Below are 17,826 nucleotides of genomic sequence, written 5' to 3'. Positions count from 1 at the left end.
ACATGGCCCGGTGCATCAGCTAAATGGTCGGAACCGTCATGAGCCTTTACACAGAATACCTGAACGAAATCGAGACGCGCAAAGAACAGGGTCTGCACCCCAAACCCATCGAAGACGGTGCTCTTTTGCAGGAAATCATCGGGCAGATCAAAGATACGGGTCACGCTCATCGTGCCGATTCACTGAACTACTTCATCTACAACACGCTTCCGGGCACAACCAGCGCCGCAGGTGAAAAGGCGCGCTTTCTGAAAGAGATCATCCTGGGTGAAGCGACGGTCGAAGAAATCTCGCAGGATTTCGCGTTTGAATTGCTGTCGCATATGAAGGGCGGCCCATCGGTAGAGGTTCTGCTTGATCTGGCGCTGGGCGATGACGCAGAGATTGCGCAGAAAGCGGCGGCAGTTCTGAAAACCCAGGTGTTCCTGTACGACGCAGATACCAACCGTCTGAAAATAGCCTTTGAGGCCGGGAACGCCGTTGCCAGGGACATTCTGGAAAGCTATGCCAAGGCCGAGTTCTTTACCCGGCTTCCCGACATCGAAGAAGAAATCAAGGTTGTGACCTATGTGGCGGCCGAAGGGGATATTTCGACCGATCTTCTGTCGCCCGGCAATCAGGCGCATTCGCGGTCGGACCGTGAATTGCACGGCAAGTGCATGATCTCACCCGAAGCACAGGCCGAGATTCAGGACTTGCAAAAACAGCACCCGGACAAGCGTGTCATGCTGATTGCTGAAAAAGGGACGATGGGCGTTGGATCGTCGCGCATGTCCGGTGTAAACAACGTTGCATTGTGGACCGGAAAGCAAGCTAGCCCCTATGTTCCATTCGTGAACATCGCGCCGGTTGTTGCCGGTACAAACGGGATTTCACCGATCTTTCTGACCACTGTCGGCGTCACCGGCGGGATCGGCATCGATCTCAAGAACTGGGTCAAGAAAGAGGATGCCGACGGCAATCCGATCCTGAACAATGACGGCAATCCTATCCTCGAGCAGAAATATTCCGTCGAGACCGGAACGGTACTGACCATCAACACCAAGGACAAAAAGCTGTACAATGACGCAGGCGACAAAGAGCTGGTCGATCTGTCATCATCCTTCACGCCGCAAAAGACCGAGTTCATAAAGGCCGGAGGATCTTATGCTATTGTCTTTGGCAAAAAGCTCCAGACATTCGCGGCCGAGACGCTCGGCATCGAGCTGAAATCCGCTTTCGCACCGTCCAAAGAGATCTCGCATGAAGGGCAGGGCCTGACGGCGGTTGAAAAGATATTCAACAAGAATGCGGTTGGCGTGGCCGAAGGCAAAGTTCTGCATGCGGGCTCGGATGTTCGGGTGAAGGTCAACATCGTCGGTTCGCAGGACACCACCGGCTTGATGACGGCACAGGAACTGGAAGCCATGGCGGCGACAGTGATATCGCCCACCGTTGACGGCGCCTATCAGTCTGGCTGTCACACTGCTTCGGTTTGGGATTCCAAAGCGCAGGCAAATATCCCAAAACTGATGAAATTCATGAACAACTTTGGTCTGATCACCGCGCGTGACCCCAAAGGTGTTTATCACTCGATGACAGACGTCATCCACAAGGTTCTGAACGACATCACCGTGGATGACTGGGCGATCATCATTGGTGGCGACTCGCATACACGTATGTCCAAAGGCGTCGCGTTTGGTGCTGACTCGGGTACTGTTGCACTGGCGCTGGCCACTGGCGAAGCTACCATGCCGATCCCGGAATCGGTCAAGGTGACGTTCAAGGGCCAGATGGCGGATCACATGGATTTCCGCGATGTGGTTCACGCCACCCAGGCGCAGATGCTGAAGAAATTCGGCGACAACGTGTTCCAGGGCCGGATAATCGAAGTTCACATCGGCACATTGCTGGCGGATCAGGCATTCACCTTTACTGACTGGACGGCCGAGATGAAGGCCAAGGCCTCGATCTGCATCTCAGCGGATGACACGTTGATCGAATCTCTGAAAATCGCAAAAAGCCGTATCCAGATCATGATCGACAAGGGAATGGATAACGAGGCCCGGACACTGCAAGGCCTGATCGACAAGGCCGACGCGCGCATCGCGGAAATCAAGTCGGGTGAAAAGCCGGCCCTGAAACCGGATGAAAACGCCAAGTATTTTGCCGAGCTGGTGGTTGATCTGGATGAGATCAGCGAACCCATGATCGCCGACCCGGATGTCAATAACGCCGATGTCTCAAAGCGGTATACCCATGATACGATCCGGCCGGTTTCCCACTACAAGGGGGAAAAGAAGGTCGATCTGGGATTTGTTGGATCGTGCATGGTGCACAAAGGCGATCTGGTCATCGTCTCGCAAATGCTGAAAAACATCGAGCAGGAGAAGGGCACAGTAGAATTCAAGGCCCCGCTGGTCGTTGCTGCGCCCACCTACAACATCATCGATGAGCTGAAAGAAGAAGGCGAGTGGAGCATTCTTCAGAAGTATTCAGGCTTTGAATTCGACGATCTGTTCCCAAAGAGCAAAGCACGGACGGAATACGAGAATATCCTGTATCTGGAGCGTCCGGGATGTAACCTCTGCATGGGCAACCAGGAGAAAGCCGCAAAGGGTGACACTGTTCTGGCCACGTCCACACGCCTGTTCCAGGGGCGTGTTGTTGAGGACGCGGCGGACAAGAAAGGCGAATCCCTACTGGCATCGACCCCGGTGGTGGTGTTGTCGGCTGTTTTGGGCCGAATGCCGACCGCCGAGGAATACAAATCGGCCGTGAAAGGTATCGACCTGACCAAATTTGCGCCTCCGATGGAAAAGCCCGCAGGCACGAAGTCAGCGCATTTCTAAACGCAAGGCACAAAGTTGATTGCCCGGTCATCCCTTCAGGTGGCCGGGCGATTGAGTTCCGCTGTGTTCAGGCCTGGTTGCAGCGCGCGCCGCGCAAAAGCGCGGCATGGGAATGCCCCGGACCTTTCGCACGACTTCGCGTGGACCATTGGGGAAAAATCCATGATCCACGGCCATACGGTCGCTGTTTGGCGTCAGGCTGACAGCTCTTTATACATGTAAGTTGTGGGTTCCAGTCTGGTTTCGAACGGGTTCCGGCAATAGTTCGGAATTTCCCCGGCGATCTGAAACCCCAGGTCCAGATAAAGCAATCGAGAAGGGTCGGTGCTGCGGGTATCCAGAACCAGCATCGTGCGTTCCAACTTTGCCGTTCGCTGAAAGAGGGCTTCCATCAAGGCACGGCCAAAACCGCGCCGTCTGGCGTTCGGGTGCACCAGAAGTTTTGCGACATCGGCGCGGTGCGGCTGATTGGGCATGGTCGCGGGGATCAGTTGCACCGTGCCCTGAATGCGCCCGTTGTGGTGGAGGACAAACAGCTCCAATGCACCGGATTTCAGCCCAGGTCGAACGTTTTGCAGCCAGTATTTTCGTGCGTCACTCTCGGTAAACGGAAGGACAAAGCCGATGCTGGCCCCGTCATGCACACAGGCGTGGAGGATTTCCGCCAGATCATCCACTGCCGCGCTGAAATCGAGATCGGTCAGACGCGAGATCATATCAGCACCAAAAGATAACGCGCACCGCGAGATGCCCCGGTTTCAAACCGGGTTGGGCCCGACAGGTGATAGCGCAGGCAATCTCCGGCGCTCAGCGCATGGGGGGTTCCGTCAACTGTCAGTGTCAGTGCGCCGTCGATCAGGATCAGATGGTGTTCCTGCCCGGATTTGGGCGGCGCCTCGTAAGTGATGACCGTATCGCGCGGCAGGTGACATTCCACGACCTCGGCGTTCAAGCCGTTTGCAGGCGGTGAAACTGCACGGCGGGTAAAGCCGGTTTCGGGATCCCGCCATTCGGTCTGGCGTTCAAACGCCACTTTGGGGTCAAAGCTGTCTTCGACCATCATCAAAAGCCGGGACATCGGCAGATCATAAGCTGCACAGAGGCGCCCAAGATTCTCAGCGGTGGGGCTGACCTCTCCTTTCTCCATGCGGGACAGCGTGGCGCGGCTGATTCCGCTGTGGGCGGCCAGTTGATCCAGGGACCACCCGCGCCCGTGGCGAAGTTCGTTCAAACGGACGGCAAGGCGGTTTGAGAGGTTGTCGAGCATGGATCACAAATGAGAGAAGTTTTCATTTATGGGAAAATTACATAAAAATTATGTATATGTAAATGAAAAAGGGCGCAGAAACTCCGCGCCCTCTGCCAGCTTTTGACGAGGCAGTGGATTACTTCCAGCCGACTTCGTTAAAGATTTTCTGTGCTTCCGGGATGTTTTTTGCGACTTCCGACAGGTTCACGTCGTCAGCTTTGAACTCACCCAGTGCCTTTACCGATTCCGCCAGTTCAACACTCTGTACTGCCGGGAATTCGTCATTGCCCGCCGAGAAGTACTTCTGCGCCTGATCGCTTGCCAGATACTCGAGGAACAGGATTGCGTTTTCCTTGTTCGGCGCGTGTGCCGCGACGCCACCGCCCGACAGGTTCATATGCGCACCATAGCTGTCCTGATTGGGGAAGACCCAGCCGATCTTGTCGAGGTCAGAGGACAGGCCTTTGACGTCTTTGCGGATAGCCCGTGCATAGTAGTAGGTGTTCGATACAGCGATGTCGCATTCACCCGAAACGATGCCACGCAGCTGGTCGGTGTCACCTCCCTGCGGGTCTCGGGCCATGTTGGCGACAACGCCTTCGGCCCAGGATTTTGCAGCTTCGGCGCCTTCATGTGTGATGATCGAGGCGAGCAGGGTCTGGTTGTAGGTGTTGGTCGAGGACCGGATGCAGATCAGGCCCTTGTATTCCGGCTTGGCGAGGTCTGCGTAAGTGGCCGGCGGATTGGCAACGTTTTCTTTGTTGAAAAAGATGATCCGACCGCGCTGCGAGAAGCCGAACCACTGGTTGTCTTCGTCCTGAAGGTTGGCGGGGATGCGCTCCTCCAGGGTTTCGCTGTCGATTGCTTGCAGAATGCCCGCATCTTTGGCGCGCGCCAGGCGAGACGTGTCGACCGTCAGCATTACATCCGCCGGAGAGTTCGCGCCTTCAGCTTCCATCCGCGCAATCAATTCATCCGCCTTGCCTTCGATCCGGTTGATCTTGATGCCGGTCGCTTCTTCGAAGTCCGTGTAAAGACGTTCGTCAGTGTCATAGTGGCGCGAGGAATAAAGGTTCAGCTCGCCTTCAGCCGCGGCTGATGTTGCGATCAATGCCGACAGAGCGGCAGCCAGGCAGGTTGTGGATTTCAGCATAGTTTGCCCCAACAATTGAATTTCGCGTCGGTCGATATCCCGACTGATTTGCTCAATTATACGATTCTCAGCGAGATGCAAGAAAATCCGACAGATTTACTTGGTCAAATGAGCGCAGGCGCACTTGCGAGGCTTTTCCGGGCGGGCGCGATTTGTGTTGAACGGAAAGATCCGCGTCACACGGCAGTGTCTGGATCACTCACGATCAAGTACCTCAACTGCAAGGATCGTGGGCAAATGGCGCGCGACTTCCGTCCAGGTGTCCCCTTCATCAACACTGGCAAAAACCGAGCCGCTGTTGGTCCCGAAATAGATACCGGCGGGGTCTCGGTGGTCTCCGGCCATGGCCTGTCGCAGAACAGTGAAAAAACAGCTTTCTTGCGGCAACCCACGCCGCTGGTCTTGCCATGTTGCGCCTCCGTTTGTGGATTTCCAAACTGCCGCGGCGGCATCCGGTGGATAGCGCCCGATGCTGCCTCCGTTCAAGGGTAATGTCCAGATCGTGTCCGGATCACGTGGGTGCACATGAATCGGAAATCCAAAGGTGGATGGCAGGCCTTTGGTGATGTCATCCCAACTGCGCCCTCCGTCGGCCGAGCGCCAGACACCGTGATGGTTTTGCTGGTAGAGCAAATCCGCGGTTCCTGGAGCTTGAACCATGTTGTGGACGCAATGACCCGTTTCACCATCCCTGGGGGCAGCGGGATGATCATGATGCGTGCAAGATTCGGCGTTGGACAATCTGTTGCGCCGCTCCCAGCTTGCGCCGCCATCCTCGGTTGCAAACACACCCGCAGCGGAAATGCCGACCCAGAGCTTTTTCGAATCATTTGGGTCAGTCACGATTGTATGCAGGACCAGCCCCGCACCGCCGGGATTCCAATCGGGTGCTGAGGGGTGGTTTGTCAGGCCCTCAAGCGTGTCCCATGTCCGACCATTATCGTGGCTGGCAAGCAGGCGGGCCGGTTTTGTGCCAGCGTACAACGTTCCATGTTGATAACGCAAAGACCAGACCTGCGAAAACTCATCGGCGAATGGTGCGGGTTCTCCGGTCCAGCCGATCATCTGGGCAAAATCCTGATCGTTGGCGGCCCACTCGTCCATTTGGCCTTTGGTGAGTTTTGCGACCTGCCAAGTCACACCGCCGTCTTCGGAACACCAGACACCGGCGCCATGCCAGTCACCACCGCCCCCGGCCCAAAGCGTGCCCGTTTCCTTGTCGCCGATGACGTGGTTGATCGGCCATCCTTCGCAATGCGGGCCCGTCACTTTCCAGCCTGACCTGTTCTGATCGCCAGAGACAATGAACGTTCCCTTGGTCGTCCCCACCAGTACGTCGATGCCGTGTTCGCGCATGGGTTTTACACTCCGCAATATCGAAGCAAGGGTAGCACGTCGGGCGCACAGGTGCAGAAAACAAAAAAAACCGCGCTCAAGAGCGCGGTTTTCTAAAACGGTGTTTCGCTGTTCTCAGCCCTGACGAGCTTTGAACTTGCGCTGCGTCTTGTTGATAACGTAGACGCGGCCTTTGCGACGCACAATACGGCAGTCGCGGTGCCGATTCTTGAGCGAGCGGAGCGAGTTCTTGACCTTCATGGTCTGTCTCCAATCTGCGGCGCCTTCATCAAGGACGTGGCCAGCGCCTGGGTTACTCGGGTGTCCCGGATCTCCGGAACAGTGAAATCATGGTGGGCGGTACAAGGATCGAACTTGTGACCCCTTCGATGTCAACGAAGTGCTCTACCGCTGAGCTAACCGCCCACTTTCCCTTTGCGTGCCCAGCCCCATAACGAAATGGGGCGCGGAACCCCGCGCCGGTAGCGGGGTCTATAAAAGGAGTCGCAAAGGGGTTCAAGGGGTTTGGTAGAACTATTTTCCGGTCTATGTTGATTGCGAACATGGAGGGATCATGCAGAACGCAGCCTTTGTATTGGATATGCCAGAAAACCGCAGTTCATGCGTGGTTTTTTCATCCCCGCATAGCGGGCGGAATTATCCAGAAGCGTTTTTGAAGCGGTCCGTTCTGAATCAAAGCGTGATTCGATCCTCGGAAGACGCCTTCGTGGATCAATTGTTTGCTGCTGCGGCCGAAAATGGCGCGCCTTTGATCAAAGCGACCATGCCGCGCGCCTATCTGGACCTGAATCGCAGTCTGGATGAACTGGACCCGGCGCTGATCAGCGGTGCCCGCAGGCATGGGCACAACCCCAGGGTCGCATCAGGGTTGGGTGTGATACCCCGCGTTGTGGCCAATGGACGGGCAATCTACAGCGGCAAGCTGACCATGGACGAGGCGCGGCTGCGTATCGACACCTATTGGCGCCCCTATCATGCACGTTTGAAATCCCTGCTGGCCGAATCACACGAGAAATTCGGCCAGGCCATACTGGTGGATTGCCACTCCATGCCGCATGAGGCGGTGGCCATGGCTGGTACGACCCGAAACAAACGGCCCGAGATCGTGCTGGGTGATCGGTTCGGTGCTTCGGCCTCGTCTGAAATCGTGGACCTCGTCGAATCGGCGTTTGCTGCGGCAGGTCTGAATGTTGTGCGTAATGCCCCGTTTGCGGGGGCCTATGTGACTCAGACTTATGGCCGCCCCACCCGCCAGCAACACGCGATCCAGATTGAAATCGACCGGGCCTTGTATATGGACGAAGAAAAGATTGCGCCGAACGCCAATTTCATGACGTTTTCGAAACTCCTTCGGCAGGTGGTGCGCGACATATCCAGGATCGGTTCCAAACCTCATCGTCTGGCGGCGGAATGAAACTAGCGCAAAGCACGGCCCTTCACGATTGCTTCCGGGCCGAACCTCTGGCGGATCTGGTCGGTGGCCCGCTCGGCCTGTGATCTGCGGTCGGCGCCGGGATCAAGCAGGTCGCCGGAGATGTCGGCCTGATCCGCCGGGCACAGGTCAGACAGGCCACATCCCAACAGGCGGTACGGCCCCTGATCCCCCACCTGATCGAAAAGCCCTTTTGCGGTGCGATAAATCCTGTCCGCGATCTGCGTTGCGTCCCGCAATGACACGCGCCGTGTCAGAACCTTGTGATTGGCCTTCTTCAGCTTCAGCGTAACGACCCGGCCAGCCAGATCCTTGGCCTTGGCCCGGTCCGAGACCTTCAGGGCCATGCGCCACAAATGTCCGTCCAGCACATCAATATTGGCGGTGTCCTCGAAAAACGTGGTCTCATTGCTGATGGATTTCATCGGTTCATGGGCTGAAACGCGCCGTTTGTCCTGACCCCGTGCCAAATGCCACAGGCGATACCCCATCGAGCCGAAACGCGCAGTCAAAGCCTCCTGATCCCAACGCAGCAGGTCGTTGAAGGTTCGAATCCCTGCCCGATCCAGTGATTCCTGCGCGGCGGGGCCAATGCCCCAGATCAACCTTACGGGTTTGTCATTCAGAAACTCTGCCGTCTCTGCCTTGCCGATCACCGAAAACCCGCGGGGTTTGTCGAGGTCCGAGGCAACCTTGGCCAGAAACTTGTTGTGACTCAGCCCGATGGATCCTGTCACGCCCAGTTCATCCTTCATGCGTTTGACCAGGCGCGCGAGCATGACGGCTGGGGGGGCTCCGTGCAGGCGTTCGGTGCCGGACAGGTCCATGAAAGCTTCGTCCAGCGACAGGGGTTCGACCACTGGTGTCAGTTCGTCCATCATGGCGCGGATGTCCCGTGACACCTGGGCATACACGGACATGCGTGGTTTGATCACGACGGCATCGGGGCACAGTTGCAGCGCTTTGAACATGGGCATGGCGGATCGCACACCGCGAATTCGGGCCACGTAGCATGCCGTGGACACAACACCGCGTTTGCCGCCGCCGATGATGACAGGCTTGTCTGCCAATTCCGGATTGCCCCGCTTTTCCACCGAAGCATAGAAGGCATCGCAATCCATATGCGCGATGGACAAATCAAACAGTTCGGGATGAGACTTTACCCTGGGGCTGCCGCAGGCCGTGCAGCGCCGTTCGTTCGTCAAAGGGGTCAGGCAATCTCGGCAAAGACCGGGCATCTGCGTCCTCGTGTGTTCCGCAGTTGTCTTGGGGGTTCTTTATATCATCCAGTGATATCGATCAAAGATCATTCAGAGAAAAGAAACCCCCCGCGCTTCGCGGGGGGAAGTAACGAACCTCAGGAAGGATAGGTTCGTTGGGGAGTAAATCCCCTTAAGAATCGCTAAGATTTTCGGGCTGAGATAGGGTTAAGCGCGCTTTTCAAAAACTCGCTTTTTGAATGTGTGTTTTCTGGCACAGGGACGATTTGGCGCGGATTCGCGAAAAATTGACGTAAGGTCAACCTGTTGCGGCGGTTTTTTCAGCGTGAATCCCTGTTGAAACGATGATCCTGCTCATCTCGTTTTCAGAGAATTTAACTCGGTCAAAACGGCCGCGGCCGCGGATTTCGGATCTTCGGCCTGATAAATGGGGCGGCCAACTACGATATGATCCGCCCCGCCCTGGATGGCGCTGGCAGGTGTGGCCACACGTTTTTGATCGCCCAGTGCCGCGCCTGCCGGACGCACGCCGGGGGTTACGATCAGCCGGCCCGTCGCCTGGGGTAGGGCGCGGATCAGGGCGGCCTCCTGCGGGCTGGCGATCACGCCATCGGCCCCGGCCTCGAAGGCGTGGGCGGCGCGTTCCACCACCATGTCCTGAACGTCACCGGCCTTCATCATGCCGGCATCCAGGTCGTCGCGGTTCAGCGAGGTCAGGATGGTCACCGCCAGGATTTTCAGATCCTTGCCCGCCGCGCCTTCCTTGGCGGCGCGCACCACATGCGGGTCGCCATGCACGGTCAGGAAATCCAGATCGAACTGCGCCAACCCCCGCACCGCGTTTTCCACTGTGTTGCCGATGTCGAACAGCTTCATGTCCAGGAAGATGCGCTTGCCGTGTTCCTGCTTGAGCTCATTGGCCAATGCCAGCCCGCCGCCTGTCAGCATGCCCAGGCCGATCTTGTAGAACGACACGGCGTCGCCCAGCGTCTCGGCCAGCTTCAGCCCTTCCAGCGCGTTGGGGACGTCGAGGGCGACGATCAGGCGGTCATCGGCGGTTTGGGACATTGTTTCGGCCTTTCAAACTTGGCGGGATCGGCGCTTCTGTAGAGCGTGTGACGCATTGAGACAAGAAAAGACGCAGGAAAATACGGGATGATACGGTTGGGTGTGTTGGCCGCGGCGGCTGTACTGGTCGGGGCGGGCGCGGTCTGTGCCGGTGACACGGATTGCGGCGAGGCCCGACTGGTCGGGCGGACGTCTAGGACAGCGGGTCGGCGACCGCGATCGAGAGTTTTGCACAGATCTACGTCGATTGCCCGATCTATTCGCAACTGGCGCACGATCTGCTGGTTGGGTTGACCGGCGAGACCCCTGCGCCGGCAAAGGCCGACGACCCCAAGGAACCGCAACGGCGCCTGCGGGTTTCCGACCTGCGCCCCCGGCCGGACCCCGACCCTGACGATCCACCGCAGGACCCCGACTATTCGGACGGAGAGTATGACTGCCTGATGGCCGCTGCTGCTCCGGGGCAGTAGCCCTATCTCGACGGGGTAAAATGGGCCGACATGGACGCCGAGAATGCGATGGCGATCTGTGCCGATCTGCTGCTGAAAGACCAGGATGTCGATGCCGAGGTCGTGGCCGCCTTTGGCCGGGCGCTGATGAAGGGTGGCAAGCTGGAAATGGCGCTCGAGTTTTCGGAACTGGCCGCAATGGAGGGCAGCGGGCTGGCGATGAACACGCTCGCTTCGCTCTATAATGATGGCGAGATCGTTCCCGCGGACCACGAGACCGCGTTTGCCTGGTACATGGCGGCTGCCGAAACCGGTCTGCCGATGGGGATGCACAACGTCGCTTATGGCTACGAGAACGGGAAAGGTGTTGCGCCCGACATCGACAAGGCGCTGTACTATTACGAAAGGGCCGCGTTCTTCGGATATGAGCCGTCTCTGCTGCATCTCGGCGTAATCTATCGCGAAGGCACGCATGTCACGCGCGATATGCAGCGCGCGGTCGACTGTCTGAAGATGGCGGCCGGAAACGGCAGCGCCGATGCCGCGGCGCGTCTGGGCTATATCCACGAGATCGGCGAGAACGGCTACTCCAAGGACATCGAACAGGCGCTGGATTATTATTTCCAGGCCGCCAAGCAGAACAATGTCGTGGCGCTGCACAATCTCGGGTCTTTGACCTATCACGGGCGGGACGGTGTGCCCCAGGACACGGAAGCAGCCTTGTTGTTCTGGGGCAGGGCAGCAAAGCTCGGCGATGTGAAATCGCAGCGCAAATTCGGCCGGTTGCTCTATGAAATCGGCGATGTCGAAGAGGCGCTGAGGTTTCTTCGCCTCGCGGCCGAGCAGGGCGATGACGAGGCGCAAAAGCTGATCCGGCAGATCGAAGGCGGTTGACCCCCACGGCTGACAAAGGAGCCAGCGGTGTCCCCGCTTTGTCCCAACTGTGCTATGGTGCTGCCATTCTGAAACGAAAATTGCATCAAAGGGACAGACCATGAAGCACCTTGTTCCGCTGGCCGTCGTGGCCGCGCTGGCCGCCTGTACCGACACGCCGCCACAGACCGAAACAGGCGCCGCGCCGCCCCCGACCAATGATGATTTGTATCTTGTCCGCGGCTATCGGTCCGAAGATGACTGGTGCCAGTTGACCGGCGAAACCGCCTTTACCGGCAATTTCCTCGACCACACCGCCGACCTTGTATCCTGCCCCACGGGCAGCGCCGCCGCGCAGTCGCTGGTCGAGACGAGCGATGCCCAGCAGGTGGCCGAAACCGGGGGCTACACCGTCTATACGATTCCGCGTGGTTGAGGCTTTTTTTTTCACTCTCTAGCCTCTTGAAGCGGCGGAGAAGTTTCCCAGATTGAGGTCAAGGCCCGGACCACTGCGTGCTGCCAAGCGGGCGCAAATTCTCCGGGCGCTTGGAAAAGGAGAATACCATGGACTTGAACAAGTTCACCGAACGTGCACGGGGGTTCGTGCAGGCGGCGCAGACCATTGCGCTGCGCGAGGGGCACCAGAGGCTGGAGCCCACACATATACTCAAAGCATTGATGGATGACGATCAGGGGCTGGCAAGCAATCTGATCACACGCGCGGGCGGCGCGCCGAACCGCGTGGTCGAGGCGCTTGACGCAGCTATGGGCAAGATCCCGAAAGTCAGCGGTGATGCCGGTCAGATTTACATGGACGGCCAGACGGCCAAGGTTCTGGACGAGGCTGAAAAGATCGCAACCAAGGCGGGCGACAGCTTTGTTCCGGTCGAGCGCGTGTTGATGGCGCTGTGCATGGTCAAATCCAAGGCCAAAGAGGCGCTGGAGGCGGGTGCCGTATCTGCGCAAAAGCTCAACGAAGCCATCAACGACATCCGCAAGGGGCGTACTGCTGACACCGCAACGGCGGAAGAGGGCTATGACGCGCTCAAGAAATATGCCCGCGACCTGACCGAGGCCGCGCGCGAAGGCAAGATCGACCCGATCATCGGCCGCGACGAGGAAATTCGCCGCGCGATGCAGGTTCTGTCGCGCCGCACCAAGAACAACCCGGTTCTGATCGGTGAACCCGGCGTCGGTAAAACCGCGATCGCCGAGGGCATGGCCCTGCGCATCGTCAACGGCGACGTGCCGGAATCGCTGAAGGACAAGAAGCTGCTTGCGCTCGACATGGGTGCGCTGATTGCCGGTGCGAAATACCGTGGTGAATTCGAAGAACGCCTCAAGGCTGTTCTGACCGAGGTGACCGAGGCCGCCGGTGAGATCATCCTGTTCATCGACGAGATGCACACGCTGGTTGGCGCGGGCAAATCGGATGGTGCGATGGATGCCGCCAACCTGATCAAGCCTGCGCTTGCACGGGGTGAGCTGCACTGCATCGGTGCGACCACACTGGACGAGTATCGCAAATACGTCGAAAAAGACGCGGCCCTTGCGCGCCGCTTCCAGCCGGTGATGGTTCAGGAACCGACGGTCGAGGACACGATCAGCATTCTGCGCGGTATCAAAGAGAAGTACGAGCTGCACCACGGCGTGCGCATCTCGGATTCGGCGCTGGTGTCGGCGGCGACCCTGTCGCATCGCTATATCACCGACCGGTTCCTGCCCGACAAGGCCATCGACCTTGTCGACGAGGCGGCGTCGCGTCTGCGGATGGAGGTGGACTCCAAGCCCGAAGAGCTTGATCAGCTGGATCGCCAGATCCTTCAGATGCAGATCGAGGAAGAGGCGCTGAAGCTGGAAGACGATGCGGCATCGATGGATCGCCTGGAAACCTTGCAGAAGGATCTTGCCGAACTTCAGGAAAAATCCGCCGAGATGACTGCGCAGTGGCAGGCCGAACGCGACAAGCTGGCTGGCGCGCGGGATTTGAAGGAACAGCTCGACAAGGCGCGGGCCGATCTGGAAATCGCCAAGCGCGAAGGCAACCTCGCCAAGGCGGGTGAGCTGTCCTATGGCATCATCCCCGAGCTTGAGAAAAAGCTGTCCGAGGCCGAGAATGCCGAAAGCAACGCCATGATGGCCGAGGAAACGGTGCGTCCGGAACAGATCGCCAGTGTTGTCGAACGCTGGACGGGCATCCCGACCGCCAAAATGCTGGAAGGCGAACGCGAGAAACTGCTGCGGATGGAAGAAGAACTGCATTCGCGCGTGATCGGTCAGGATGCGGCTGTCACCGCTGTTGCCAATGCAGTACGTCGTGCGCGAGCCGGTCTGAATGACGAAGGTCGTCCACTTGGCTCGTTCCTGTTCCTCGGACCGACCGGCGTGGGTAAGACCGAGCTGACCAAGGCCGTGGCGAATTTCCTGTTCGATGACGACAACGCGATGGTGCGCATCGACATGTCCGAGTTCATGGAGAAACACGCGGTCGCCCGTCTGATCGGTGCCCCTCCGGGCTATGTCGGTTATGACGAAGGTGGTGTGCTGACCGAAGCCGTGAGGCGCAGACCCTATCAGGTCGTGCTGTTCGACGAGGTCGAAAAGGCGCACCCGGATGTCTTCAACGTGCTGTTGCAGGTTCTGGACGATGGCGTTCTGACCGATGGTCAGGGCCGCACCGTGGACTTCAAACAGACGCTGATCATCCTGACGTCGAACCTTGGGTCGCAGGCGCTCAGCCAGTTGCCCGAAGGTGCGGACAGTTCACAGGCCAAGCGCGACGTGATGGATGCGGTCCGGGCACATTTCCGGCCCGAATTCCTGAACCGTCTGGACGAAACGATCATCTTTGACCGCCTCAAGCGGCCCGATATGGATGGCATCGTCGATATTCAGATGGCACGTCTGCAAAAACGTCTGGCCGCCCGCAAGATCGAGCTGGCCCTGGATGACAGCGCCAAGGAATGGCTGGCCAATGAAGGCTATGATCCGGTCTTCGGTGCCCGCCCGCTGAAACGCGTCATACAGCGCGCCTTGCAGAACCCGTTGGCCGAAGCTCTGCTGGCCGGGGAAATCAAGGATGGTGACGTCGTTCCGGTCACCGCCGGGCCCGATGGTTTGATCATCGGCGATCGTTTGGGAACTTCCGAGCGACCCCGCCCGGACGATGCCGTGGTGCATTGATCTGACACCGTGAACTGAAAGGCCCGCTTTTTTGGCGGGCCTTTTTCATGTCGGCTTTCCATAGCCTTTGTTCAGATAATCACTGAGGACCTTCATCCAGACCTGCGCTTTCTCCATTGGAAACTGGGCCGTGAACCTCAGCTTCACAATACAGTTGTCCACGACGCCGACTGCCAGAAGTTCGGACAGGCCATCCGATGCCTTGGCCTCGGCCCGATACGGCAACACCTGCGACGGATCACGCAACTGATAGGCGTTGATTTCGCCAAGCTCGGCACCGCGCCGCGCAGCTATTGCAGCGATATCGCGTGCAGCTTGCTTGAAGCTTTCAAGGGCCATTTCGGATGAGACGTCCCTTTGTTGATGGTCATAGAAGAAAACCGTGATCTTGGAAGATGGGTCTGCGAAAGTGGTGGAATAGCCGAGGCCCGGATGGCTGTCTTCATAAACTTCAGACCCGATCTGGTTCAGATCGCTCAGGACCTGCGGCGCGCGCTCAAACAGCTTTTTGCACGATTGCACATCAGCCAATGCCGGTCCGCACAGCAAAGACAGAGAAACAACAAGTGGTTTGAGCAACATGGAGGCAGGGTGTCCCAAACAGATCAAGAATGCACGAAGTCTTGGTCTGCAACTTTGGCAGAAGTTTGGCTCTGCCGGAAAGATGGCCGGGCGGGCGTTGGTCAGCCGCCCGGGAATTCGTCAGACCAATGCAAAGATCCGGGCCGGCCCGCCGGTGCCGCCTTGGTGCTTGGGTGCGCCGATCACCAGCGTTGCACCCGACGCAGGCACGCGATCCAGCCCAGCCAGACATTCGATCCCGAACCGGCCTGACGGCAACCACGCGTAATGTGTCGCGAAATCTGCGGACATGCCGTGATCGAGGGACAGGGTATCAACGGCAATTGATCGTGCTCCTGTCTCCTCCATCAGCATCTGCGCGGCTTCAACGTGGAATCCCGGGTAATGCTGCGCTTCGCCGTCGAAATTGCGGAACTCATCCGTGGCGGTTTTGCCTGCCCATCCGGAATGCATCGCCACGCAGGCACCATCAGGGATATCACCATTGGCCGCAATCCAGGCTTTCAGATCGTCCGGGGTGACGCGCGTGTCAGCGTCTTCGGCCGCTCGGGCGGCGATGTCCACGACGCATAAGGGGGCGACCAGATCCGTGACGGGGATTTCATCAACCGACGTCCCATCCGCCGAAAAGTGAAGCGGCGCATCGATATGCGTGCCCGTGTGTTCGTTGATTGAAAGGTTGAACAGATTGAAGCCGTGATCAGCAAAGTTGAATGCTTGCTCGGCGGAAATGCCGGGTTCGCCGCCCCATGTCGGGAAATCCGGGCTCAGCGTATGGGTCATATCTTCGACACCGCCATGCCCGGCTGCCAGTGCTGCCGGCGCGACGGCCCCGGTTGCGGCTGCTGCAACACCCGAAGCGGCGGCAGCTTTGAAGAACCCGCGACGAGACAGCATCTTGTCTTTGACGGCATTCATTACGCAGATATCACACATTTTTCTTCCTCCCATTGCGGCCAAAAGGCTGCAATCGCAGCCTTGCCTCGCGTTCGGCTTGGCGTGGCGCCCGTCTGACAGAGTGCAGCCTTGCGCCCGCAGTTGTAAAGTTTTGTACCCGTGTTCTGACGGTAATTCACTAAAACCGCGGTTTTCCGCCGGGCTCCAAAAGCTCTCTAGTCTATGGTTTTCGGTGCTGAAAACGATACTCGAATGCCCGATCACATTGGAACGTTACAATCACTTCGCTCAATCGTTACGCTTGTTTCCGTGGCTCTGTGCTATCAGCACACTACGTCAATAGCGACCACTGAAGATGACGGAGACCCATATGGCGCATCGCTGGACCAATACTTTGACACATGCCGACGTCACGCCCCGGGCGGCGTTCCTCAACCGGCGGCAGGTTATGGCCGGGCTGGCAGGTGTCGGCCTGACTGCGATGGCCAAACCGGCGGCAGCACAGGATGGGTTGGAGCCGAACACGTGGGAAGAGATCACCACCTACAACAACTACTATGAGTTCGGGACCGGAAAAGATGACCCGGCGAAATATGCTCATACGCTGGTGACCGAACCCTGGAGCGTCACGATTGACGGTCTGGTCGACCGCCCCGGCGACTATGATTTTCAGGCCATCCTGTCCGGGATGACGATAGAGGAGCGGATCTACCGCTTCCGCTGTGTGGAAGCCTGGTCGATGGTAATTCCGTGGAACGGGTTTGAGCTGGCCGACCTTCTCAATATGGCGGGCGTGCAAGACGGCGCGAAATATGTGGCTTTTGAGACGGCCTATCGCCCGGACGAGATGCCGGGAACGCGGTTTCCCGTTCTTGATTGGCCGTACCGAGAGGGCTTGCGCCTGGACGAGGCGATGCACCCTCTGACAATCATGGCAACCGGAATTTACGACCGCCCAATTCCCAACCAGAACGGTGCCCCCTTGCGTCTGGTCGTCCCTTGGAAATACGGCTTCAAATCGATCAAGTCGATTGTTCGGATCACGCTGACCGAGGATGAACCGCCCACCAGCTGGAACATGTCCAATCCACGCGAATACGGGTTCTACAGTAATGTGAACCCCAACGTGGACCATCCACGCTGGTCTCAGGCTTCAGAGCGCGAGATCGGGGGCGGGCTTTTCGCGTCCCGCAAGCCGACCCTGATGTTCAATGGCTATGAACAAGAGGTCGCCAGCCTTTATGAAGGCATGGATCTGACCAAGAACTATTAGGACCATGTCGGCGATTAACCAGATACTCCGCCGTATTCCGGTATGGGTCATATATCTGCTGGGGGCGTTGCCCGCGCCCTGGCTGTTTTATCTTGGCCTGAACGGTGGTCTGGGGGTCGAACCGATTGAGGCGTTGGAGCACAGATATGGGGAACTGGGCCTTCAGTTGCTGATTGCCGGTTTGGCGGTCACACCCCTGCGCCGGCATGTCGGCCTCAACCTGATGAAGTTTCGCCGCGCGATCGGGGTGCTCACGTTTG

Annotated in this window: 17 protein-coding genes and 1 tRNA gene (1 of these 18 only partly in view); 8 read left to right on the top strand and 10 right to left on the bottom strand. The window is 58.2% G+C overall.

Annotated features, from left to right (window positions below; all coding sequences use genetic code 11):
- Nucleotides 1-38: 38 nt before the first annotated feature.
- A complete protein-coding gene (locus GOW56_RS14325) occupies nt 39-2,831 on the top strand; it encodes a bifunctional aconitate hydratase 2/2-methylisocitrate dehydratase (protein ID WP_171206310.1) in 2,793 nt (930 codons plus the stop codon).
- A 194-nt stretch (nt 2,832-3,025) separates the two neighbouring features.
- On the opposite strand, the gene GOW56_RS14320 is transcribed toward GOW56_RS14325, so the two are convergent.
- From GOW56_RS14320 to GOW56_RS14295, 6 genes are all read right to left on the bottom strand, one after another.
- Nucleotides 3,026-3,547, bottom strand: coding sequence for a GNAT family N-acetyltransferase (locus GOW56_RS14320; protein ID WP_171206309.1), 522 nt, complete (start codon nt 3,545-3,547; stop codon nt 3,026-3,028).
- Nucleotides 3,544-4,098: a helix-turn-helix domain-containing protein gene (locus GOW56_RS14315; protein WP_171206308.1), complete on the bottom strand. Its 555-nt coding sequence runs from the start codon at nt 4,096-4,098 to the stop codon at nt 3,544-3,546. Before GOW56_RS14315 ends, GOW56_RS14320 begins: the two co-directional genes overlap by 4 nt.
- A gap of 118 nt (nt 4,099-4,216) precedes the next feature.
- Nucleotides 4,217-5,233 carry a Fe(3+) ABC transporter substrate-binding protein gene (locus GOW56_RS14310; protein WP_171172616.1) on the bottom strand — a complete coding sequence of 339 codons (1,017 nt, stop codon included), beginning with the start codon at nt 5,231-5,233 and terminating at the stop codon, nt 4,217-4,219.
- Between the two features lie 195 nt (nt 5,234-5,428).
- Nucleotides 5,429-6,589, bottom strand: coding sequence for a sialidase family protein (locus GOW56_RS14305; RefSeq protein WP_171206307.1), 1,161 nt, complete (start codon nt 6,587-6,589; stop codon nt 5,429-5,431).
- 114 nt (nt 6,590-6,703) lie between these two features.
- Nucleotides 6,704-6,829 carry a type B 50S ribosomal protein L36 gene (ykgO, locus tag GOW56_RS14300; protein WP_008755722.1) on the bottom strand — a complete coding sequence of 42 codons (126 nt, stop codon included), beginning with the start codon at nt 6,827-6,829 and terminating at the stop codon, nt 6,704-6,706.
- A 90-nt stretch (nt 6,830-6,919) separates the two neighbouring features.
- Nucleotides 6,920-6,994 (bottom strand) — tRNA-Val (locus GOW56_RS14295).
- 148 nt (nt 6,995-7,142) lie between these two features.
- On the opposite strand from GOW56_RS14295, the gene GOW56_RS14290 reads away from it, so the two are divergent.
- A complete protein-coding gene (locus tag GOW56_RS14290; RefSeq protein ID WP_171172618.1) occupies nt 7,143-8,003 on the top strand; it encodes an N-formylglutamate amidohydrolase in 861 nt (286 codons plus the stop codon).
- A 2-nt stretch (nt 8,004-8,005) separates the two neighbouring features.
- On the opposite strand, the gene GOW56_RS14285 is transcribed toward GOW56_RS14290, so the two are convergent.
- Entirely contained in the window at nt 8,006-9,259 is a 1,254-nt protein-coding gene (locus GOW56_RS14285; RefSeq protein WP_171206306.1) for a DNA polymerase IV, read from the bottom strand.
- Between the two features lie 336 nt (nt 9,260-9,595).
- Nucleotides 9,596-10,309: an orotidine-5'-phosphate decarboxylase gene (pyrF, locus tag GOW56_RS14280; protein ID WP_171120607.1), complete on the bottom strand. Its 714-nt coding sequence runs from the start codon at nt 10,307-10,309 to the stop codon at nt 9,596-9,598.
- 290 nt (nt 10,310-10,599) lie between these two features.
- Between pyrF and GOW56_RS14275 the strand changes: the two genes are divergently transcribed.
- From GOW56_RS14275 to clpB, 4 genes are all read left to right on the top strand, one after another.
- Nucleotides 10,600-10,779: a hypothetical protein gene (locus tag GOW56_RS14275; RefSeq protein WP_171206305.1), complete on the top strand. Its 180-nt coding sequence runs from the start codon at nt 10,600-10,602 to the stop codon at nt 10,777-10,779.
- Between the two features lie 30 nt (nt 10,780-10,809).
- A complete protein-coding gene (locus GOW56_RS14270; protein ID WP_171206304.1) occupies nt 10,810-11,652 on the top strand; it encodes a tetratricopeptide repeat protein in 843 nt (280 codons plus the stop codon).
- A 100-nt stretch (nt 11,653-11,752) separates the two neighbouring features.
- Nucleotides 11,753-12,067, top strand: a complete 315-nt coding sequence (locus tag GOW56_RS14265) for a hypothetical protein (protein ID WP_171206303.1) — start codon at nt 11,753-11,755, stop codon at nt 12,065-12,067.
- A gap of 128 nt (nt 12,068-12,195) precedes the next feature.
- Nucleotides 12,196-14,814, top strand: coding sequence for an ATP-dependent chaperone ClpB (gene clpB / locus GOW56_RS14260; RefSeq protein ID WP_171206302.1), 2,619 nt, complete (start codon nt 12,196-12,198; stop codon nt 14,812-14,814).
- A 45-nt stretch (nt 14,815-14,859) separates the two neighbouring features.
- Here clpB and GOW56_RS14255 read toward each other — a convergent pair whose 3' ends face one another.
- On the bottom strand, nt 14,860-15,396 hold the full coding sequence (locus tag GOW56_RS14255; RefSeq protein ID WP_171206301.1) for a hypothetical protein: 537 nt from the start codon (nt 15,394-15,396) through the stop codon (nt 14,860-14,862).
- Nucleotides 15,397-15,516: 120 nt separating this feature from the next.
- Nucleotides 15,517-16,332: a cyclase family protein gene (locus GOW56_RS14250; protein WP_171120595.1), complete on the bottom strand. Its 816-nt coding sequence runs from the start codon at nt 16,330-16,332 to the stop codon at nt 15,517-15,519.
- A gap of 331 nt (nt 16,333-16,663) precedes the next feature.
- On the opposite strand from GOW56_RS14250, the gene msrP reads away from it, so the two are divergent.
- Both msrP and msrQ read left to right on the top strand, forming a co-directional pair.
- Nucleotides 16,664-17,566, top strand: a complete 903-nt coding sequence (gene msrP / locus GOW56_RS14245) for a protein-methionine-sulfoxide reductase catalytic subunit MsrP (protein ID WP_171172626.1) — start codon at nt 16,664-16,666, stop codon at nt 17,564-17,566.
- A 4-nt stretch (nt 17,567-17,570) separates the two neighbouring features.
- Nucleotides 17,571-17,826 carry the 5' end (the start) of a protein-methionine-sulfoxide reductase heme-binding subunit MsrQ gene (gene msrQ / locus GOW56_RS14240; protein ID WP_171206300.1) on the top strand. It continues 359 nt past the right edge of the window, so the window shows 256 of its 615 coding nt (coding positions 1-256); its start codon is at nt 17,571-17,573; its stop codon lies beyond the right edge, outside the window.

It is taken from the genome of Ruegeria sp. HKCCA0235A (genome assembly GCF_013033235.1).
Taxonomy (GTDB): Bacteria; Pseudomonadota; Alphaproteobacteria; order Rhodobacterales; family Rhodobacteraceae; genus Ruegeria.
The sequence above is the reverse complement of the archived record's forward strand: the minus strand, read 5'-3'. Positions and strand labels throughout refer to the sequence as shown.

What these genes read in the sequence shown, in the direction of transcription:
- GOW56_RS14325 (WP_171206310.1), top strand. Translation starts at nt 39, where the DNA reads ATGAGCCTTTACACAGAATACCTGAACGAAATCGAGACGCGCAAAGAA.
- GOW56_RS14320 (WP_171206309.1), bottom strand. Translation starts at nt 3,547, where the DNA reads ATGATCTCGCGTCTGACCGATCTCGATTTCAGCGCGGCAGTGGATGAT.
- GOW56_RS14315 (WP_171206308.1), bottom strand. Translation starts at nt 4,098, where the DNA reads ATGCTCGACAACCTCTCAAACCGCCTTGCCGTCCGTTTGAACGAACTT.
- GOW56_RS14310 (WP_171172616.1), bottom strand. Translation starts at nt 5,233, where the DNA reads ATGCTGAAATCCACAACCTGCCTGGCTGCCGCTCTGTCGGCATTGATC.
- GOW56_RS14305 (WP_171206307.1), bottom strand. Translation starts at nt 6,589, where the DNA reads ATGCGCGAACACGGCATCGACGTACTGGTGGGGACGACCAAGGGAACG.
- ykgO (WP_008755722.1), bottom strand. Translation starts at nt 6,829, where the DNA reads ATGAAGGTCAAGAACTCGCTCCGCTCGCTCAAGAATCGGCACCGCGAC.
- GOW56_RS14290 (WP_171172618.1), top strand. Translation starts at nt 7,143, where the DNA reads ATGCAGAACGCAGCCTTTGTATTGGATATGCCAGAAAACCGCAGTTCA.
- GOW56_RS14285 (WP_171206306.1), bottom strand. Translation starts at nt 9,259, where the DNA reads ATGCCCGGTCTTTGCCGAGATTGCCTGACCCCTTTGACGAACGAACGG.
- pyrF (WP_171120607.1), bottom strand. Translation starts at nt 10,309, where the DNA reads ATGTCCCAAACCGCCGATGACCGCCTGATCGTCGCCCTCGACGTCCCC.
- GOW56_RS14270 (WP_171206304.1), top strand. Translation starts at nt 10,810, where the DNA reads ATGGACGCCGAGAATGCGATGGCGATCTGTGCCGATCTGCTGCTGAAA.
- GOW56_RS14265 (WP_171206303.1), top strand. Translation starts at nt 11,753, where the DNA reads ATGAAGCACCTTGTTCCGCTGGCCGTCGTGGCCGCGCTGGCCGCCTGT.
- clpB (WP_171206302.1), top strand. Translation starts at nt 12,196, where the DNA reads ATGGACTTGAACAAGTTCACCGAACGTGCACGGGGGTTCGTGCAGGCG.
- GOW56_RS14255 (WP_171206301.1), bottom strand. Translation starts at nt 15,396, where the DNA reads ATGTTGCTCAAACCACTTGTTGTTTCTCTGTCTTTGCTGTGCGGACCG.
- GOW56_RS14250 (WP_171120595.1), bottom strand. Translation starts at nt 16,332, where the DNA reads ATGTGTGATATCTGCGTAATGAATGCCGTCAAAGACAAGATGCTGTCT.
- msrP (WP_171172626.1), top strand. Translation starts at nt 16,664, where the DNA reads ATGGCGCATCGCTGGACCAATACTTTGACACATGCCGACGTCACGCCC.